The organism is Janibacter alkaliphilus (assembly GCF_013408565.1).
In the GTDB taxonomy this organism is placed as follows: domain Bacteria; phylum Actinomycetota; class Actinomycetes; order Actinomycetales; family Dermatophilaceae; genus Janibacter; species Janibacter alkaliphilus.
Genome location: NZ_JACBZX010000001.1, coordinates 177288 through 196819 on the forward strand (window position 1 = coordinate 177288; position 19532 = coordinate 196819).

Annotated in this window: 18 protein-coding genes; 4 read left to right on the top strand and 14 right to left on the bottom strand. The window is 73.7% G+C overall.

What is annotated here, in order from left to right:
- Nucleotides 1–71: 71 nt before the first annotated feature.
- The 3 genes from BJY28_RS00805 to BJY28_RS00815 are packed head-to-tail and all read right to left on the bottom strand — an operon-like array spanning nt 72 to nt 4097.
- Entirely contained in the window at nt 72–1283 is a 1212-nt protein-coding gene (locus BJY28_RS00805; protein ID WP_179461321.1) for an adenosine deaminase, read from the bottom strand.
- Between the two features lie 40 nt (nt 1284–1323).
- Nucleotides 1324–2739 carry an acyl-CoA synthetase gene (locus BJY28_RS00810; protein WP_179461322.1) on the bottom strand — a complete coding sequence of 472 codons (1416 nt, stop codon included), beginning with the start codon at nt 2737–2739 and terminating at the stop codon, nt 1324–1326.
- Nucleotides 2736–4097 (bottom strand): SLC13 family permease, encoded by a 1362-nt coding sequence (locus BJY28_RS00815; protein WP_179461323.1) that lies wholly within the window; start codon nt 4095–4097, stop codon nt 2736–2738. Before BJY28_RS00815 ends, BJY28_RS00810 begins: the two co-directional genes overlap by 4 nt.
- Nucleotides 4098–4219: 122 nt before the next feature.
- Here BJY28_RS00815 and BJY28_RS16705 point away from each other — a divergent pair, with 122 nt between their 5' ends.
- Nucleotides 4220–4960: an IclR family transcriptional regulator domain-containing protein gene (locus BJY28_RS16705; protein WP_179461324.1), complete on the top strand. Its 741-nt coding sequence runs from the start codon at nt 4220–4222 to the stop codon at nt 4958–4960.
- A gap of 19 nt (nt 4961–4979) precedes the next feature.
- On the opposite strand, the gene BJY28_RS00825 is transcribed toward BJY28_RS16705, so the two are convergent.
- From BJY28_RS00825 to BJY28_RS00860, 8 genes are all read right to left on the bottom strand, one after another.
- Nucleotides 4980–6278, bottom strand: coding sequence for a thymidine phosphorylase (locus BJY28_RS00825; RefSeq protein WP_179461325.1), 1299 nt, complete (start codon nt 6276–6278; stop codon nt 4980–4982).
- Nucleotides 6275–6661 carry a cytidine deaminase gene (locus tag BJY28_RS00830; protein WP_179463858.1) on the bottom strand — a complete coding sequence of 129 codons (387 nt, stop codon included), beginning with the start codon at nt 6659–6661 and terminating at the stop codon, nt 6275–6277. Before BJY28_RS00830 ends, BJY28_RS00825 begins: the two co-directional genes overlap by 4 nt.
- Before the next feature lie 73 nt (nt 6662–6734).
- Entirely contained in the window at nt 6735–8000 is a 1266-nt protein-coding gene (locus tag BJY28_RS00835; protein ID WP_179461326.1) for an ABC transporter permease, read from the bottom strand.
- Nucleotides 7997–9100 (bottom strand): ABC transporter permease, encoded by a 1104-nt coding sequence (locus BJY28_RS00840; RefSeq protein ID WP_179461327.1) that lies wholly within the window; start codon nt 9098–9100, stop codon nt 7997–7999. Before BJY28_RS00840 ends, BJY28_RS00835 begins: the two co-directional genes overlap by 4 nt.
- Nucleotides 9097–10692 (bottom strand): ATP-binding cassette domain-containing protein, encoded by a 1596-nt coding sequence (locus BJY28_RS00845; protein ID WP_179461328.1) that lies wholly within the window; start codon nt 10690–10692, stop codon nt 9097–9099. The genes BJY28_RS00840 and BJY28_RS00845 overlap by 4 nt, the downstream gene beginning before the upstream one ends.
- Before the next feature lie 91 nt (nt 10693–10783).
- Nucleotides 10784–11812 carry a BMP family lipoprotein gene (locus BJY28_RS00850; protein ID WP_343036889.1) on the bottom strand — a complete coding sequence of 343 codons (1029 nt, stop codon included), beginning with the start codon at nt 11810–11812 and terminating at the stop codon, nt 10784–10786.
- A gap of 111 nt (nt 11813–11923) precedes the next feature.
- Nucleotides 11924–13135 carry an amidohydrolase gene (locus BJY28_RS00855; RefSeq protein ID WP_179461330.1) on the bottom strand — a complete coding sequence of 404 codons (1212 nt, stop codon included), beginning with the start codon at nt 13133–13135 and terminating at the stop codon, nt 11924–11926.
- Nucleotides 13132–14232, bottom strand: a complete 1101-nt coding sequence (locus BJY28_RS00860; RefSeq protein WP_179461331.1) for a WYL domain-containing protein — start codon at nt 14230–14232, stop codon at nt 13132–13134. The genes BJY28_RS00855 and BJY28_RS00860 overlap by 4 nt, the downstream gene beginning before the upstream one ends.
- 108 nt (nt 14233–14340) lie before the next feature.
- Here BJY28_RS00860 and BJY28_RS00865 point away from each other — a divergent pair, with 108 nt between their 5' ends.
- Complete coding sequence (locus BJY28_RS00865; protein ID WP_179461332.1) at nt 14341–14925, top strand: TIGR03086 family metal-binding protein; 585 nt, start codon at nt 14341–14343, stop codon at nt 14923–14925.
- Nucleotides 14926–14987: 62 nt separating this feature from the next.
- Here BJY28_RS00865 and BJY28_RS00870 read toward each other — a convergent pair whose 3' ends face one another.
- Entirely contained in the window at nt 14988–16079 is a 1092-nt protein-coding gene (locus BJY28_RS00870; protein WP_179461333.1) for a mannose-1-phosphate guanylyltransferase, read from the bottom strand.
- Between the two features lie 110 nt (nt 16080–16189).
- Here BJY28_RS00870 and BJY28_RS00875 point away from each other — a divergent pair, with 110 nt between their 5' ends.
- Nucleotides 16190–17347, top strand: a complete 1158-nt coding sequence (locus tag BJY28_RS00875) for a glycosyltransferase family 4 protein (protein WP_343036890.1) — start codon at nt 16190–16192, stop codon at nt 17345–17347.
- Nucleotides 17348–17413: 66 nt separating this feature from the next.
- A complete protein-coding gene (locus BJY28_RS00880; RefSeq protein ID WP_179461335.1) occupies nt 17414–17923 on the top strand; it encodes a MarR family winged helix-turn-helix transcriptional regulator in 510 nt (169 codons plus the stop codon).
- Nucleotides 17924–17929: 6 nt separating this feature from the next.
- Here the strand turns inward: BJY28_RS00880 and BJY28_RS00885 are convergent, their stop codons facing one another.
- Nucleotides 17930–18448, bottom strand: a complete 519-nt coding sequence (locus BJY28_RS00885) for a 2'-5' RNA ligase family protein (protein ID WP_179461336.1) — start codon at nt 18446–18448, stop codon at nt 17930–17932.
- Nucleotides 18445–19467 carry a tryptophan--tRNA ligase gene (gene trpS / locus BJY28_RS00890; protein ID WP_425485689.1) on the bottom strand — a complete coding sequence of 341 codons (1023 nt, stop codon included), beginning with the start codon at nt 19465–19467 and terminating at the stop codon, nt 18445–18447. Before trpS ends, BJY28_RS00885 begins: the two co-directional genes overlap by 4 nt.
- Nucleotides 19468–19532: the final 65 nt, after the last annotated feature.

Genomic DNA, 19532 nt, shown 5'->3' on the forward strand with positions numbered 1-19532 from the left:
ACGCGGGCCACCGCGTCGCTGCACGTCTGCTGCACCGCTGCGCAGCTGCTGCGTCCCGCCCGGCGACGACGTCACTGCGCCCCGAGGACCTCGTAGACCGGCTTGATGACGTCCTCGATGAGCACCATCCGCTCGTCGAAGGGCAGGAAGGCCGACTTCATCGCGTTCGTCGTCACCCAGCGCAGGTCCTGCAGCGTCCACCCGGTCTCGGTGACCAGGGCGTACATCTCCTGGGTCATCGAGGTCCCGCTCATCAGCCGGTTGTCGGTGTTGAGGGTGACCCGGTAGCGCAGCCGCGCCAGCAGGGTGATCGGGTGCTCGGCGATGGAGCGGGCGGCGCCGGTCTGCACGTTGCTGTGCGGGCACATCTCCAGCGGCACCCGGGTGTCCCGGACGAAGGCGGCCAGGCTGCCCAGCCGCAGCCGGTCGCTGCCGTCGGTCACCGCGGCCGCGGCGGCCACCGGGTCGTCCGCCGCCGGCTGCTCCCCCAGGGCGATGTCGTCGACGATCCGCACCCCGTGGCCGAGCCGGTCGGCGCCGCACACCTGCAGCGCCTCCCAGATGCTCGGCAGGCCGAAGGCCTCCCCGGCATGGATGGTGAAGTGGGCGTTGTCCGCCTTCATACGGTCGAAGGCGTCCAGGTGACGGCTCGGCGGGAACCCGGCCTCGGCCCCGGCGATGTCGAAGCCGGCCACCCCGTGGTCGCGGTAGCGGACGGCCAGCTCGGCGATCTCGGCGGAGCGGGCGGCGTGCCGCATCGCCGTCAGCAGCGCCCGCACGACGATCGGGCGCCCGGCCGCCGCGGCCTCGCGCTCGCCGTCGCGGAAGCCCGCGTTGACCGCCTCGATCACCTCCTCCAGGCTCAGCCCGCCCTCGAGGTGCTGCTCCGGCGCGTAGCGGGACTCGGCGTAGACGACGCCGTCGGCGGCCAGGTCGAGCACGCACTCCTTGGCCACCCGGTGCAGCGCCTGCGCGGTCTGCATGACCCCGACGGTGTGCACGAAGGTCTCCAGGTAGCGCTCCAGCGAGCCGGAGTCGGCCGCGCGGCGGAACCACTCGCCGAGGCCCTCGGCGGTGCGCTCGTCGCCGCTGACCGGCAGCTCGTGGCCGGTCTCGTCGGCGATCTCCAGGACCGTCGCCGGGCGCACCCCGCCGTCGAGGTGGTCGTGCAGCAGCACCTTCGGCAGCGAGCGGATCCGCTCCCAGGTCAGCTCGACGGGGGCGGCGGCGCCACCCGCAGGGTCGTCTCCGGTGCTCGCGGCGATCTGGGTCGTGGGGGGCATGGCGACACCCTAGGGCCAGGCACCGACCACCACCGACCGCTCACTCCTCGATCAGGGACTTCTTGACGACCTTCCCCATGGCGTTCCTCGGCAGCTCGGCGACGAAGCGCACCTCGCGCGGCCGCTTGTGCCAGGAGAGGTCGGTGCTGACGTGCTCCACGAGCGCCCGGGCGAGCGGCTCGTCGGCGGTTCCGCTGGGGACGACCCAGGCGACGATGCGTTGCCCGAGGTCGGCGTCGGCGACCCCGGCCACCGCCACCTCGGCCACCTCCGGCCGGGCCAGCAGCGAGGTCTCGATCTCGCCGGCCCCGATGCGGTAGCCGCCCGACTTGATGAGGTCGACCGACTCGCGTCCGACGATCCGGTGGAAGCCGGTCTCGTCGACCGCCGCCAGGTCGCCGGTGACGAACCAGCCGTCGTCGGTGAAGGACTCCGCCGTCGCCTCCGGACGGCCGAGGTAGGCGTCGAAGACCATCGGGCCGGTGACCTCGAGCCGACCGATGCTCTGCCCGTCGGGGGCCACCGGCGCCCCGTCCTCGCCGCGGACGCGGGTGCGCGCCCCCCGGACCGGGAGCCCCACCCAGCCGGCCCGACGCTCGCCGTCGGCCCGCGCGCTGAGCGTGATCATCGTCTCGGTCATCCCGTAGCGCTCCACCGGCGCCTGACCGGTCAGCGCCGCGACCCGGTCGAAGACCGGCGCCGGCAGCGGCGCGCTGCCGGAGACCAGAAGTCGGGCCGAGGAGAGGGCCCGGGCCGACGCGGGGTCCTCGGCGATCCGGGACCAGACCGTCGGCACGCCGAAGTACATGCTGCCGCTGGTCTCGGCGTAGCGCTCCGGACGGGGGCGCCCGGTGTGCCGCAGCCTCCCCCCGACCCGCAGCGGCCCGAGGACCCCGAGGCAGAGCCCGTGGGTGTGGAAGAGGGGCAGCCCGTGCACGAGCACGTCCGCTGCCGTCCAGTCCCAGGCGTCGATCAGGCCGTCCAGGCCGGCCGCCAGCGCTCGATGGGTCAGCGCCACCCCCTTCGGGGCACCGGTGGTCCCCGAGGTGTAGAGGATGATCCCCGCCGCGTCCGGAGCCGGCGACGGGGGCAGCCCGCCGGAGACGTCGAGCCGGACCGGGACCTGCGGCAGGTCGACCCCGTCCCGCGCGGACCCGACCCATGCGGTGGCTGCGGAGTCGGTGAGCACGTGCCGGACCTCGCCGGGCCCGGCGTCGGGCGGCACCGGCACCACCGGCACGCCGGCGAGGAGACCGCCGACGACCGCGACCAGGGTCTCCGGGCGCGGCTCGGCGAGCACCGCGACCGGCCCCTCGTCGGGCAGCGACGCGGCCCAGGCCGCGGCCGCACCGACCAGCCTCTCCCGGGAGAGGGTCACGCCGTCGATCTCGACGACGTCGGGCAGGTCCGGGCCGTCCAGCAGACCGGTCAGCAGGTGGGTGGTCGTGGGGGTCATCCGAGCACCATGCCAGGGATGATCAGGGTGAGGGTGAGCACCAGCGGCCCGATGACGACCATCGACAGGCCCCAGACGCTGAGCAGCTTCGTCATCCGTGGCCGGTCGGCCTCCTCGGCGGCGGCGACGTAGGTGGCCCCGACGGTGGAGAAGGGCGAGACGTCGACGATCGACGAGCAGACGCCGATGGCGCAGATCATCGCCCAGCCCGGGATCGAGCTGTCCCCGATGAGCGGCAGCGCCAGCGGCACCAGGGCCGCCAGCATCCCGGTGGTCGAGGCGAAGGCGGAGACGAGCCCGGCCACCGCGCACAGCAGGACCGCGGCCAGCAGCGGGGTGCCGATGGCCGCCGCGCTCTCGCCGAGCATGTCCAGGACGCCCATCTCGGTCAGCACCCCGACGTAGGTGATGATCCCGCCCACAAGCAGCACCGAGCCCCAGTCGATCCGGCTGGTGGCGCTCTTCCCGGCGTCCGGGTCGACGACGGCCAGCAGCGCGGCGAAGGCGAACCCGAGCACACCGATGTCTGGCTCGTGGCCGGTGATGCTGAGCACGACGACGGTGGCCACGAGGAGCACGATGGCGACGAGGGTGAGCAGCTGGACGCGGGTCAACGGGGCCGGCGCCTCGGTGTCGGCCCCGGTGTCGGCGTCCGACGGGACGACCAGCGAGGACTGGCCGTAGCGGCTCAGCGGTCGGCCGGTCGGCGACCCGCCGGCAGCGGCCCCGGCGGGGACCACGGTCTCGGCCGCGGTGCCGGCCGCGACGGTCCCGCGACCGAAGAGGAGATAGGCGACCGCCAGCAGGATGAGGTTGGCGATGATCGCCACGGCCGCCAGCAGCAGCGGGCTCAGCTCGATCCCGGCGGCGTCCGCGGTGCCCCAGGTGATGATCCCGAAGAGGCTGGTGGGCATGAAGGCTCCGGCGCTCAGCCCGGTGCCCATCGCCAGGGCCATGAGCATCGGATCGAGGCCGCGGCGCGCGGCGACCGTCATCCCCACCGGCGCCACCACCAGGCCGCCCAGCGGGGCACCCATCGCCGAGATCATCGCCGTGAGCAGGAAGAAGACGAGCGGGTAGAGCCGGTCGCGTCCGCTGACCTTGGCGATGGTCGCGGCCACCACCCACTCGATGGTGCCGTTGCTGTGGGCGATGCCGAAGAAGTACGTGACCCCGACGAGCAGGACGAGGATGGACAGCGGGAAGCCGCCGATCACGTCCTCCAGGGCCATGTCCGCCAGGCTCAGACCCACCGCCGCGGCGAAGGGGAACATGACGATCCCGATGTTGACGTTGCGGATCGCGCCGATGGCGAAGACCGCCACGAAGATCCCCAGCGCGACGAGCTGAGCGGTCATGGAGACTCCCTTGTCCCGGTTCGCTGATGCCGGTGCTGACATCACGGTCCACCTGATGGCACAATGTGTCATCTATTGGACCGCGGGCGTACCGTAGTGCAGCCGTGGAAGGGGTGCAACGGGTGGCGACGACGAGCGTGCAGAACGCCTTCCTCGTGCTGGAGGCCGTGGCCGACCTGCAGCCGGCCGGGCTGACGGCGGTGGCGCGTGCGGTCGGGCTGCCCAAGAGCACCACCCAGCGCATGCTGCTGACCCTGGCCGAGGTGGGCTGGCTGCGGGCGACCGACGACTCCCCCACGCGGTGGGTGCTCACCTACCGCGCGCTGCGCGTGGCCGGTCAGGTGGACGGTCGCCACGGTCTGCGCGAGACGGCGCTGCCCGAGATGAGCGCGCTGCAGCACGCCACCACCGAGACCGTCCACCTCACCGCACCCGACGGCGACCACCTCGTCCTCCTGGAGCGGCTGGACACCCCGCACCACCTGCGCGCCTTCCTCCCTCTGGGAGAACGCATCCCGTACCACGCATCGGCCACCGGGCAGGCCTACCTCGCCGCCAGCACCGACCTCGTCGTGGATCGTCTGACCGCGCGACCGTTGGACGCGCGCACGTCGGGCACGATCACCGACCCCGTGCTCCTGCGCGCCCGGCTCGAGGAGATCCGCGAGCGGGGGTGGTCGATCAACGTGGGCGGCCTCTCCAGCGGGATCACCGCTCTCGGCGCGGCGATCGTCGGCCACGACGGTCTCCCGCTCGGCGCGGTCTCCGTCTCCGGACCGAGCAGCCGGATCACCGCCGACCGCTTCGCCGACCTCGGGACGGCCGTGGCGCGCTCGGCCGCGCGGATCAGCGCGGGGCTCTGAGCGGGAGCGGCCGTGGGCGTCAGCCCTCCGCGGAGATCCGGTCGAGCACGACGGTGCGGCGGGCAGGAGCCTGGTCGCCGATGCTCCAGGCCCCGGCGAGCGCCTCCCGGGCCCGCGCGAACCGCTCCGGGGTGTCGGTGTGCAGGGTGAGCAGCGGCTGACCGGCCCGGACCGGCTCGCCGACCACCGCGTGCAGCTCGACCCCGGCCCCGGCCTGCACCGGGTCCTCCTTGCGCGCCCGACCGGCGCCGAGGCGCCAGGCGGCCACGCCCACGGCGAAGGCGTCCATCGCGGTCAGCACGCCGTCGGCCTCCGCGGTGAGCACCTCCCGCTCCCGGGCCACCGGCAGCGCCGCGTCCGGGTCGCCGCCCTGGGCGGCGATCATCCGCCGCCACACGTCCATCGCCCGGCCGTCGCCGAGCGCGGCGGCGACCTCGTCGCGGGCCACCTCGCGGCCGGCCGCGGCGAGCATCTCGTGGGCCAGGGCCACGGTGAGCTCGACGACGTCCTCCGGGCCGCCACCGGCGAGCACCTCGACGGACTCGCGCACCTCCAGCGCGTTGCCGGCGGTGCGTCCGAGCGGGGTGGACATGTCGGTGAGCAGGGCGACCGTCGAGACCCCGGCGTCGGTGCCGAGATCGACCATGGTCCGGGCCAGCTCGGTGGCGTCCTCACGGGTCTTCATGAAGGCCCCGGAGCCGACCTTGACGTCGAGCATGAGCGCACCGGTGCCCTCGGCGATCTTCTTGCTCATGATCGAGGAGGCGATCAGCGGCACCGCCTCGACGGTCCCGGTGACGTCGCGCAGCGCGTAGAGCTTCTTGTCCGCCGGGGCCAGCCCGGAGCCGGCGGCGCAGATCACCGCGCCGACCTCCCCCAGCTGGCGCATCATCGCGGCGTTGCTCAGGTCGGCCCGCCAGCCGGGCACGGCCTCGAGCTTGTCCAGGGTCCCGCCGGTGTGCCCCAGGCCCCTGCCGGAGAGCTGCGGCACGGCCACCCCGAAGGCGGCGACCAGCGGGGCCAGCGGCAGGGTGATCTTGTCGCCGACGCCGCCGGTGGAGTGCTTGTCCGCGGTCGGGCGGGACAGCGCGGAGAAGTCCATCCGCTCGCCGCTGGCGATCATCGCCGCGGTCCACCGGGAGATCTCCGCCCGGGTCATCCCGTTGAGCAGGATGGCCATCGCCAGCGCCGACATCTGCTCCTCGGCGACCGCCCCGCGGGTGTAGGCGTCGATCACCCAGTCGATCTGGGCGTCGGCGAGGCCGGTGCCGTCCCGCTTGGCCCGGATGATGTCGACGGCGTCGTGCGCCTCGCTCACGCCTCCCCCTTCGCTGCCGTGTCCTGGCCGGCGACCGGCTCGGAGCCGAGTGCCGTGGCGTCGAAGGCCTGCGGCAGCACCTGGTCCAGGCCCTGCTCGCCGGCCGGTGTCTGGATCCGGCAGTCGGCGCCGCCGTGCTCCCACAGCAGCTGGCGGCAGCGGCCGCAGGGCATGATCGTGCGGCCGGAGCCGTCGACGCACCACACCGCGACCAGCCGCCCACCGCCACCGCGGTGCAGCTCGCTGACCAGGCCGCACTCGGCGCACAGCCCCACCCCGTAGGCGGCGTTCTCGACGTTGCAGCCGGAGATCGTGCGGCCGTCGTCGACCAGCGCCGCCACCCCGACCGGGTAGCCGGAGTAGGGGGCGTAGGCGGTGCCCATCGCCTCGACGGCGAGGGCGTGCAGCCGCTGCCAGCCCGCCTCGTCGAGCGCGTCGAGCGCGGCGGGTGCCACGTCAGTTCCCTTCGCCGCGGCGGTAGACCTTGCCCACGGCCGCGGGTGGTCGCAGCCGTTGGCTGGCCAGGGCGAGCACGAGCAGCGTGGTCAGGTGCGGGGCGAAGTTGGTGACGTCGGCGACGACGGTGTCGGTGAGCAGCCAGAGCAGCCCGACGAGCACGCCGGCGGCGATGGCGACGCCGCCCTGCAGGGCGCGCCCGTTGCGGACCACCTGCCAGACGCCGATGACCACCAGGAGCAGCGCGATGAGCAGCAGCAGGGCGTGCAGCCCGGCCCCGCCGCCCCGCAGCTGCAGCGCGTCCATGTACCCGAAGAGCCCCGAGCCCATGAGCAGCCCGCCGGGGCGCCAGTTGCCGAAGATCATCGCCGCCAGACCGATGTAGCCGCGCCCGTCGACCTGGGACTCGCGGTAGATGTTCGAGGCGACCATCGCCAGGAAGCCGCCGCCGAGACCGGCCAGCGCACCGGAGATGGTCACCGCGACGTACTTGTAGAGGTAGACGTTGACGCCGAGGGTCTCCGCCGCGACCGGGGACTCGCCGCAGGCGCGGATGCGCAGGCCGAAGGGGGTGCGCCAGAGCACGAGGTAGGTGCCGACGATGAGCAGCAGCCCGATGACGGTGAGCACCGAGAGCCCGCCGGTCAGCGCCCGGAGCAGGGCCGCGGCGTCGGAGACGACGAACCAGCCCTGCGACTCCACGTCGGCCAGCGGCTCGTTGATGAAGGGCACCTCGAGCTTGGGCAGCGCGGGCAGCGGCGGCGACTGCACGTCGCTGCCGCCCTCGAGCTCGCCGAAGAAGCGCGCCGCGAGATAGCTGGCCACGCCGAGGGAGACGATGTTCAGCGCGACGCCGGAGACGATGTGGTCGACGCCGAAGGTGACCGTGGCCAGGGCGTGCACCAGCCCGCCGAGGGCGCCGCACACGATCGCGCCGACCACCCCCGTCCACGGGCCGCCGTTGAGCGCGCCGAAGGCGGCCCCCCAGGTCCCGAGGATCATCATCCCTTCGAGCCCGATGTTGATCACCCCGGCCCGCTCGGCCCACAGCCCGCCGAGACCGGCGAAGGCGATCGGCATGGCCGCGGCCAGCGCGGCGCTGAGCGTGCCGGAGGAGGCGATGTCGCCGCGTCCGGTGATGAGCCGGATCGACGAGAGCAGCACGATGGCCGCGGCGATGCCGAGCAGCCACACCCACAGCGGGGCGCGGCGCCGACGGGCGGCCGGGGCGGCGGTGCTGGCGCCGACCTGCAGGTCGCTGCTCATGCCGAGGCTCCTTCGGTCGCGGCGGGGGCGTCGAGCTCGGCGGCCACCTGCCGCTGCTCCATCCGCTGCTCGATCCGGCGGACCACCTCGTAGGCGACGACGACGGCGAGCAGGATGGTGCCCTGGATGATGTAGACCAGCGCCGGCGAGACGTCCGCCTGCAGCTGCAGCCCGTCGCTGGCCTTCTCCAGCCAGGACCACAGCAGCGCGGCGAAGGCGATGCCGACCGGGTGGTTGCGGCCGAGCAGGGCCACCCCGATGCCGACGAAGCCGACCCCGTCCTGGAAGTTCGCGCCGTAGGCGTGGTCCAGGCCGAAGAAGGCCGGCATCCCGATCAGCCCGGCGACGGCTCCGGAGGCCAGCATGGCGATGAGCACCATCCGCTTGACCTTGACCCCGCTGGCCACGGCGGCGGTCTCGGACTCGCCGGTGGCCCGCAGGTCGAAGCCGAAGCGGGTCTTGTTGATGACGAACCAGTAGGCGAGGCCGACGACGACCGCCAGCAGCAGGAGCGTGTAGACGCGCACCGGGGTGTCCGGCACCAGCGCCAGACCGTCGAGCTGGCTGGACTCGGGGATCTCGGTGGTGCTGCGGGCGTTGCTGCCCTCGGCGCGCGAGCCCCAGCTGCGCAGCCCCCAGGCGACCAGGCCCGCGGAGATGGTGTTGAGCATGATCGTCGAGATGACCTCGGAGACCCCGCGGGTCACCTTCAGCCAGCCGGCGATGCCGGCCCACACGGCGCCGACGGCCATCGCCACGAGCAGCGCGAGGATGACGTTGAGCGGGCCGGGCAGCCAGGCGTGGCCGGCGACCAGCGCGGCGGCGAAGGTGGCGATCCGGTACTGCCCGTCGACACCGATGTTGAAGAGCTTCATCTTGAAGCCGATGGCCACCGCGACGGCCGCGATGTAGTAGGTGACCGCGCTGTTGACGATGTTGACCATCGTCCGCGGCCGGGGCTCGGTGAGCAGGGTCTGCCAGACCAGGCCGACCGGGTCGCCGACGGCCACCAGCACCAGGCTGGTGATGATGAAGGCGACGACGATCGCCAGCGCCGGCGCGGCCAGGGTCAGGCCCAGGCGCCGCAGGTTGAGGGTCATGACGCGTCCTTCCCGGCGCCGGTCATCGCGCTGCCGAGCTCCTGGCTGGTCACCGTGTCCGGGTCGAACTCGCCGGTGATCCGGCCCCGCAGGATGACCTTGATGGTGTCGCTGAGCCCGATGAGCTCCTCGAGGTCGGCGCTGATCAGCAGCACCGCCAGGCCCTCGCGTCGGGCCTCGCGGATCTGGTCCCAGATCGCCGCCTGCGCCCCGACGTCGACGCCGCGGGTGGGATGGGCGGCGACGAGGACGGTGGGCTGGTGGCTCATCTCGCGGCCGACGATGAGCTTCTGCTGGTTGCCTCCGGAGAGCGAGCCGGCGGTGACGTGGATGCTCGGGGTGCGCACGTCGTACTCGCGCACGATGCGCTCGGTGTCCGCCTTCGCCGGTCCGGCGGTGATCATGCCGTGGCCGGCGTTGGGGGCCTGGGTCTGGTGCCCGAGCACCCGGTTCTCCCACAGCGGGGCGTCCAGCAGCAGGCCGTGCCGGTGCCGGTCCTCGGGGATGTAGCCGACCCCGGCCTCGCGGATCGCCCGCACGCTCCAGGAGGAGACGTCCTGGCCCTCGAGCTCGACGCTGCCGCGGCTGGCCGGGCGCATGCCCATGAGCACCTCGACGAGCTCGGCCTGCCCGTTGCCCTCGACGCCGGCGATGCCCAGCACCTCGCCGGCCCGGATGGTCAGGTCGACGTCGTCGAGCAGGTCGCGGCGGCTGCCGGCTCCCCCGGCCAGGGTGACGCCACGGACCTGCAGCACCACCCGGTCGGTGACCGTGGACTCCTCGGTGGCCGGCGTGGGGAGCTCGCTGCCGACCATGAGCTCGGCCAGCTGGTGCGCGGTGACCTCCGCCGGGTCGACCGTGTCGACCGTGCTGCCGCGACGGATGACGGTGACCGCGTCGGCGACGGAGAGCACCTCGTCGAGCTTGTGCGAGATGAAGATGACGGTCAGGCCCTCGGCCTTGAGGCCGCGCAGGTTCTCGAAGAGCTCGTCGACCTCCTGCGGGACGAGCACCGCGGTCGGCTCGTCGAGGATGATCGTGCGGGCGCCGCGGTAGAGGACCTTGAGGATCTCCACCCGCTGCCTGGCGCCCACCCCGAGCTCGCCCACCAGGGTGCCCGGCTCGATGTCCAGCCCGTAGGCCTGCGAGAGCCGGTCGATCTCGGCCCGCGCGCCGCCGCCGATGCCGTGCATGCCCTCGGCGCCGAGCACGACGTTCTCGGCGACGGTGAGGTTGTCGGCGAGCATGAAGTGCTGGAAGACCATGCCGATCCCCTGCCGGATCGCATCGGCCGGGGAGCGCATCTCGACGGCCGAGCCGTCCACCTCGATGGTGCCCTCGTCGGGTCGCTGGACCCCGTAGAGGATCTTCATGAGGGTGGACTTGCCGGCGCCGTTCTCGCCGACGATGGCGTGCACGCTGCCGCGCGCCGCGGAGAAGGTGACGTCCTTGTTGGCGACGACCCCGGGGAAGCGCTTGGTGATGCCCTCGACCCGCACCGCGGGGACAGCGTCACCCGCGCTCGGGGACGGGGTGCTGGCTGCCGTGCTGATGTCGGCCTCCTCGTGGTGCGGGCAGGGCCCGGGGCGCACCGGGCAGGGGTGAGACTAGCGCCACCCGGCACGCCGTCGGCCCGGACCGCGCCCACCGGGGGCGGGGTCCGGGCCGACGGTGCCAGCGCGATCAGCTCTCGGGGACGGTGATCTCGCCGTCGATGATCTGCTGCTTGTAGTCGTCGAGGTCGCTGGTGATGTCGTCGATCTTGCCGCCGGTGGTGGAGTAGCCCACGCCGCCGGCCTGCAGGTCGAAGACGATGTTGCCGGACTGCTGCTCACCCTCGGTGGCGGCCTTGACGTAGTCGAAGACGGCGACGTTGACGTTCTTGACCATCGAGGTGATGATCACGTCGCGCACGCCCTCCTCGGCGGTCAGCGCCTGGTCGGAGTCGACACCGATGGCCATCTGGTTGGCCTCGCTGGCGGCCTTGAAGACACCGGCCCCGGAGCCACCGGCCGCGTGGAAGATGACGTCGGCGCCCTGGTCGAACTGGCCCTCGGCGGCGGTCTCGCCCTTCGCCGGGTCGGCGAAGCCGGAGCCGTCGTCGGCGAGGTACTGGGACTGCACCTCGATCTCCGGGTCGACCGCCTTCGCGCCCGCCTCGAAGCCGGCCTCGAACTTGTTGATCAGCGGCACGTCGGTGCCGCCGATGAAGCCGATGTTGCCGCTCTTGGACTTCATCGCCGCGGCCGCGCCGACGAGGAAGGAGCCCTCGTTCTCGGCGAAGGTCAGCTGGGCGACGTTGTCGGCGGTGGAGTCCTCGGAGGCGTCGTCGATGATCGCGTAGCTGATGTCGGGGTTGGCCTCGGCGGCCTGCCCGATCGCCTTGGCGTAGATGTAACCGACGGCGATGACGTTGGTGCAGCCGGCCTGGACGAGCTGGTCGAGCCGGTCGGTGCGGGCGGCGTCGTTCTCGCCCTGCTGGGCCTCGACCTCGTCGATCTCGACGCCCAGCTCGTCGGCGGCCTGGTCCAGGCCCTTGGCCGCGCTGTCGTTGAACGACTGGTCGCCACGGCCACCCACGTCGTACGCCAGGCAGGCCTTGATGTCGCTCGAGGCGCCGCCGGCGGTGTCGTCGCCGCCGCTGGCGGAGTCGCTGCTCCCGCAGCCGGCGAGGGCGAGCGCGCCCACGGACATGATCGATGCAGCCTTCACGGTCGGACGCAAGGTGCTCTCCTTCTTCACAGGGGTGGTGGGGCACCCGCGTGCCCATCCCGGGGATGGTACGTCGGGTCGTGGAAGGCTCCACCACCCGCGGGAGCACCGTTATGAGACCGGGACAGGGCCGTGATCCACGCGCGTCCACTCACCGGCCGCCGCGAGGGTCAGCAGCGCGGTCCCGGCCCGGACCGCCTGCTCGTCGACGACGAGGTCGCCCTGGTGCAGGTCGTAGGTGCGCCCGCCGGGGGTGCGGGTGCCGAGGCGGGCCATCGCGCCCTCGGCCTCGTGCAGCATCCACGCGAAGTCCTCGCCGCCGAGGCTCTGCGGGGTGGGCACCGGGCGCAGCCCGGCCGACATGGCCGCCCGGCCCAGCGCCGCGATGGCCCCCGGGTCGTTGACCACGGGCGGGACGCCGCGGACGAAGTCGACGTGCACCGCCACCTGGTAGGGGGCGGCGACCGCCTCGACCACCTCGGTGAGCAGCGGGCCGATGCCCTCCCACAGCGAGGCGTCGAGCAGCCGGATGGTGCCCTCGGCGACCCCGGTGGAGGGGATGACGTTGTTCGTCTCGCCGGCGGCGACCCGCCCCCAGACGAGCACCGCGCCGGAGCGCGGGTCGAGACGGCGGCTGAGGATCGCCGGCACCTCGGTGACGATCTTGGCGAGGGCGAAGGTGAGGTCCTGGGTCAGGTGCGGCCGCGAGGTGTGCCCCCCGGAGCCGCGGACCGAGACGACGAAGCGGTCGGCGGCCGCGGTGAGCGGCCCCTCGCGCAGCCCGACCTCGCCCACGTCGATGGAGGGGTCGCAGTGCACCGCGTAGGCGGTGTCGACGCCAGACATGACCCCGGCCGAGACGAGCGAGGCGGCCCCACCGGGCATCTTCTCCTCGGCGGGCTGGAAGATCAGCCGCACCCCGACCCGGCGCGCGGCCAGCTCCTGGGCGACCTCGGAGAGGGCCAGCGCGGCGCCGAGCAGCACGGTGGTGTGCACGTCGTGCCCGCAGGCGTGGCAGGCCCCCGGCCGGGTCGAGGACCAGTCCAGGCCGGTGCGCTCGGTGACCGGCAGGGCGTCGATGTCGCCGCGCAGCGCCACCCGTCGCAGCGGCTGCTCGTCACCGAGGTCGACGACGAGGCCGGTGTCGGAGACGGTGCTGATCCGCAGGTCGGCCCCGGTAAGGCGCTCCCGGATGACCTCGGTGGTGCGGTGCTCCTCGAAGGAGAGCTCGGGGTGGGCGTGCAGGTCCCTCCGGACGTCGATCAGCTCGGGCAGGAGCCGGTCGATGACGCGCAGCAGCGTCGGGGCGAGGGGTGCGTTCATGTCCCGGGCGACTCTACCGACGCCGTGGTGGCGCCCGACGCACGCCCGGACGTGGGCTCGTGGGTGTCGTGCTGATCGGTGCCGTGCCGATCGGTGTCGCACTGTTCCGTGTCGGGCTGATCGGTGCCCGACTCCGAGCCGGCGTGCGCGGCCAGCGTCTCCTGCGCGACCCGGCGCATCATCTCCCGCGCCACCGGCGGCTCCAGCACCTCGACCCAGCTGCCGAAGCCGGCCAGCACCCCGGCCAGCCCGCGCAGGCTGCCCACCGGCGCGGTCAGCCGCTGGTGCTCGGGCCCGTCCGGCGCGCTCTCCACCGGGCCGCGCAGCACCATCGCCAGCTGGCGCCGGGCGAGGTCGGCCTGGTCGCTGCGGACGCGCAGCACCACCCGGACCGCCGGCCGGCCCTGCCAGCGGTCGCGGATCTCCCGCCAGGTGGCCAGCAGGTCCACCGACGGGGGCCGCCGGCACGGCTCGTCGAGCACCTCCAGCGTCTCGAAGCGGTCCACCCGGTAGGTGTGCGGCCGCCCGCGGTGCGCGGCGACGAGGTACCAGCTGTTCCCGGCCAGGACCAGGCCCCACGGGTCGAGGGTGCGCCGGCCGCCCCAGCGGGAGGACGCGGCGCGATAGCTGCCACGCACCCGTCGATCGGCCTCGACGGCACCGGCCAGGGTGCGCAGCAGTGCCGGCTGGTGGCGCACCCCGCTCCAGCCGCCGGGGTCGACGACCAGCCGGTCCAGGGCCCGACCGATCCGGCCGGTCTCGTGGCTGGGCAGGCCGGTGGCCAGCTTGCGCAGGCCCGCCTCGTGCTCGCCGGAGAGCCCCAGCGCCTCGGCCACGGCCGGTCCCCCGGCGACGAAGAGCGCCCGCGCCTCGCCGGGGGTGAGCTCCTCGACGTCCGGCCGGTAGCCCGGCAGCAGCGCGTAGCCGCCGCTGCGGCCGCGCTCGGCGTAGACCGGCACCCCGGCGGCGGAGAGGGCCTCGATGTCCCGCATCACCGTGCGGGGGCTGACCTCGAGTCGGCGGGCAAGCTCGGCGGCGCTCATCCGCTCGTGGGCACGCAGCAGCCCGACGAGCTGCAGCAACCGGTCGGCACGCACCCGATCAGGATGTCAGGAAAACATGACACAGCGCGTCACCTATCGGGGGTGAAGGTGGTTCTGCCGGGGATGCACCGGCCGACCGCAGACCACTCTCAGGAGGACCCGATGACCCAGAGCGCACCCGACCTTCGCCCCGTCCTGGCCCGTAGCCAGGACCGGCTCACCGACCTCGTCCGCGGCCTGGACGCCGACCGGCTCACCCGCCCGACCCCGTGCGAGGGATGGTGCGTCGCCGACCTCGTCGAGCACCTGCTCGCTGTCGAGGGACGGGTCGCCGCCCTGCCCGCGCGGGGCGACGTCGAGGGTCTGCCCACTCGGCTGCCGCTGCCCGAGGGCGACCTCGGCGACGCCTTCGCGGCGGCGGTCGAGGAGGCCCGGCAGGAGTGGTCCGACGACGCGGTGCTGGACCGCGAGCTGAGCCCGCCGTGGGGCACGATGCCCGGCCGGGCGGTCCTCGGCGGCTACGTCATGGAGCACCTGGCGCACGGCTGGGACCTGGCCGTCGCGATCGACGAGGACCCCGAGGCGCTGGCCGACGTCGCCGCGCAGGTCCTGCCGGTGGCCCAGCAGAACGTCCCGGCACACATCCGCGACGAGGACTGGGTCCCCTTCGGTCCCGTGGTCGAGCCCGCGGCCGACGCCGGCCCGACCGAGCAGCTGGCGAACTGGCTCGGGCGCACCACCCGCTGAGCGGCGTCGTCTGCCAGGCGGACCGCAGTGCGGACTGGCTGCTATCGACCGGGGTCGGCCGCTCAGACCAGGTCGTCGCGGCCGGCCGCCTTCAGCGACTCGACGACCCGCTTGACGTCCTGGGCCCGCTCCCGGCTGGTCACCAGCAGGGCGTCGTCGGTCTCGACGACGACGACGTCGTCGAGACCGACGACGGCGACCAGCCGGCCGGACTCGGAGACCACCAGACCGCCGGCGTCGACCGCCTCGACCTGGGTCGGGTCGCCGACCACGGTCACCGCCTCGTCACCGGCGAGCAGCGTGGACAGCGACTTGAAGTCGCCGACGTCGTCCCAGGAGAAGTCGCCGGGGACGACCGCGACCCGGCCCTCGTCGGCGGCCGGCTCGGCCACCGCGTTGTCGATGGCGATCTTCTCCAGCTCCGGCCAGCGCTGCTCCAGCTCCTCCGGCGCGGCGGCGATCGCCCGCAGCCCGGCGGCGAGCTCGGGGTGCCACTGCGCCAGCAGGTCCAGCAGCACCCGGGCGCGGACGACGAACATGCCGGCGTTCCACCGGAACTCGCCGGTGGCCAGGTAGGAGGCGGCGCGGCGGGCGTCGGGCTTCTCGACGAACTGCCGCACCCGAGCGGCGGTCCGCCGCCGCGGCAGGCCACGGCCCATCTGGATGTAGCCGAAGCCGGTCGCCGGGTAGGTCGGCTGGATCCCGATGGTGACGAGCAGCTCGGTCTCGGCGGCCACCGCGACCGCCTCGCGGACCGCCGCGTCGAAGCGGGCCTCGCCCTCGATGACGTGGTCGGCGGCGAAGGAGCCGAGCACCGCCTCCGGGTCGCGCCGCTCCAGCACCGCCGCCGCCAGCCCGATGGCTGCCATCGAGTCCCGCGGGGACGGCTCGGCGATGACGTTCTCCCGGTCCACCCCGGGCAGCTGATCGGTCACCGCCGCGACGTGCCGGGCACCGGTGACGACGACGACCCGCTCCCCCACCAGCGGCTGCAGCCGGTCCACGGTCAGCTGGATGAGGGTGCGACCGGCGCCGGTGAGGTCGTGCAGGAACTTCGGCGACCCGGCCCGCGAGATCGGCCACAGCCTGGTGCCGGCACCGCCGGCCGGGATGACCGCCCAGAAGCGGGCCAGCGCGTCGTCCGTATCGCTCATGGCGCCCGACCGTAGCCGAGATGGCGGCGCCAAGACGTCACCTGCTGCTCATCCGCCACCCACCTCACGGCCACCGCCTGGGACACCTGGCGGCGCGAGCCTGGGATCTCGTGAGGATCGCTATCGTCACCGAGTCCTTCCTGCCGAGTCTCAACGGCGTGACCACCAGCGTCTGCCGGGTCGCCGAGAGCCTGCGCGACCTGGGCCACGAGGCGACCATCGTCGCCCCCGGCCCGGCGCCGACGACCTTCGCCGGTCACCGGGTGCGCACCCTGCCGGGAGTCCCGGTCCGCGGCTTCCGCGCCGGCCTGCCCACCGCCGGGGTGCGCCGGGCGCTGCGCGACTTCGACCCCGACGTGGTGCACCTGGCCTCCCCCTTCCTCGTCGGCGCCGGCGGGGTCAGCCAGGCGGAGCGGCTGCGGCTGCCCACGGTGGCGGTCTACCAGACCGACATGCCCAGCTACGTGCGCCAGCACGGACCGGGTGCGCTGGGCCGCGGCGCCTCGCAGGCCACCTGGCGCTGGGTGCGGCGGCTGCACTCGCGCGCCGACCTCACCCTCGCCCCGAGCCGCCCCACCCTCGAGGAGCTGCGCCGGCACGAGGTGCCGCGCACCGACCTGTGGGGCCGCGGCGTGGACACCCGCCTCTTCCACCCCGGGCACCAGGACGACCCGCGCACCCTCGACCTGCGGCGTGCGCTGGCGCCTGGCGGCGAGGTGCTGCTGGGCTACGTCGGTCGGCTGGCGCCGGAGAAGGAGCTGCACCGGCTCGTCGCGCTGGCCGGGCTGCCCGGCACCCGGCTGGTGCTCGTCGGCGAGGGCCCCAGCCGCAACGAGCTCGGTGCCCGGCTCGCCGAGGCGGTGGCCACCAGCCGGCATCGGCCCAACCTGCCGCCGGCCTTCCTCGGGCCGATGACCGGCGACGCGCTCGCCCGCTCCTACGCCGCGATGGACCTCTTCGTGCACACCGGTACCAAGGAGACCTTCGGGCAGACCCTGCAGGAGGCCGCCGCCAGCGGGCTGCCGGTGCTCGCACCGGCCGTCGGCGGCCCGCTCGACCTCGTCCGGCACGGCGAGACTGGCTACCTCTACGACCCGGACGACCCGGCCACGATGAGCGCGCTCGCGGCCGAGCTGGTCGCCTCGCCGGCGCTGCGGGACCGGATGGGCCGGGCCGGGGCGCAGATGGTGGCCGGGCGCTCCTGGCACTCGCTGACCGAGCGGCTCGTCGGGCACTACGAGCAGGTGCTCGCCGGCCGCGCCGCCTGAGCCACCCGAACGGCCCCTGGTCGACTCCCGCGCAACCACTGCCCGCGCTCCCGTCGGCTGCCTAAGATGACCGCCGTGGAGGAGCGCTGGCTGGACGAGCGGCAGATGCAGGCCTGGCTGCGCCTGGTGGCCGTCACCGAGATCCTGCCGGCCACGCTGGACGCCCGGCTGCGACGCGTCTCCGGGCTGACCCACTTCGAGTACCAGGTGCTGGCGATGCTCTCGGAGAGCCCGGACCGGACCCTGCAGATGTCCTGGCTGGCCCGCCGCACCAACGCCAGCCTGCCGCGGCTGAGCCACGTGGTGCGCCGCCTCGACGAGCGCGGGCTGGTGCAGCGCCGCCCCAGCGAGGCGGATCGTCGGGCCACCGACGCGGTGCTCACCGAGGCCGGCTGGCAGACGGTCGTCGCGGCCGCCCCGGACCACGTGGCCACGGTCCGTGAGCACGTCGTCGACGTGCTCACCGACGTGCAGCTGCAGCAGGTCTCGACGGCGATGGCCGCGATCCTGGCCAGCCTCGACCCCGAGGGTCACCTCACCCAGGCGCCGGCCGGGGCAGCCGAGGAACCAGGCTGACCCGGGTCAGGCCGACCCGGTCAGCGTGAAGCTGTGCTGCGGCCGCCAGACCTCGTCCGGCCCGTGGTCGTAGAGGTGGATCTGGGTCACCTCGAAGACCGCGTCGAACGTCGCCAGCCCGGCGAAGGCCTCGTCCAGGGCCGGCTCCGGCAGGGCGTGGGCCACCGTGACGTGCGGGTGGTAGGGGAACTCCAGCTCCCGGTGCACCGGCCCGGCGCGCACCGCCTGCTCGAGCATCTCGCAGCTGGGGATGCCCTGGGCCACCTGGACGAAGACGACCGGGCTGACCGGGCGGAAGGTCCCGGTGCCGCGCAGCTGCATGGTGAAGGGGGCGTGCCGCGCCACCACGTGCTCCAGGTGGGTGCGGAAGACCGGCAGGGCCGGGTCCGGGATGTCCGTCGGCGGCAGCAGCGTGACGTGCGGCGGGATCGCCCGGGCCATCGGGTCGCCGACCCGCTCCCGAGCCGCCTGCAGCATCTCCCCCCACGGCTCGGGGATGGCCACGGCCACACCGTGCACGGTCATGCCGGCGGCACCGCCGGCAGCAGGCCGACCCGCTGGCGGACCCGCTCCATCGTCGCCCGGGCGACCTCCTGGGCGCGCTCGGCCCCCATGGCCAGCACCCGGTCCAGCTCGGCCGGGTCGTCCAGCAGCTCGCGCATCCGCGCCTGGAAGGGCTCGACCGCGGTGACCACGACCTCGGCGACCTCCTTCTTGAGGTCGCCGTAGCCGCGCCCGGCGAAGGCCCGCTCCAGCTCCTCGACCCGGGTGCCGGAGAGCACCGAGTGGATGACCAGCAGGTTGGAGACGCCCGGCTTGGCCTCGACGTCGTAGCGCACCTCGCCGTCGGTGTCGGTGACCGCGGAGCGGATGTTCTTGGCGATCTTCGAGGGGTCCTGCATGAGGTCGATCAGGCCCTTCGGGCCCGAGGTCGACTTGCTCATCTTCGCGGTCGGCTCCTGCAGGTCCATCACCTTCGCCGAGCCCTTGACGATGTACGGCTGGGGCACCACCAGCGCCTCGCCGAAGCGGGTGTTGAAGCGCTCGGCCAGGTCGCGGGTGACCTCCAGGTGCTGGCGCTGGTCCTCCCCCACCGGCACGTAGGCCGCGTCGTAGAGCAGGATGTCGGCGGCCATGAGCATCGGGTAGGTGAAGAGGCCGACGTTGGCGTTCTGCCCCTTGGCCGTCTTGTCCTTGAACTGGGTCATCCGGCTGGCCTCGCCGAAGGCGGTCAGGCAGTTCATCACCCAGCCCAGCTCGGCGTGCTCGGCGACGTGGCTCTGGCAGAAGACCGCCGAGCGCTGCGGGTCGACGCCGCCGGCGATGAACTGGGCCGCGGTGACCCGGGTGCGCTCGCGCAGCACCTGCGGGTCGGTGGGGACGGTCAGCGAGTGCAGGTCGGCGACGAAGTAGTAGGCGTCGAAGTCGTCCTGCAGGCTCACCCAGTTGACCAGCGCCCCGAGGTAGTTGCCGAGGTGCAGGGAGTCGCTGGTCGGCTGCATCCCGGACAGGATCCGGGGTGCGCCGGTGGGCTGGTCGGACATGGATCCCATCATGTCAGCACGCCCCCGGCGTGAAAGACTGGCACCAGCTGCGCGCCCCGGCGCCC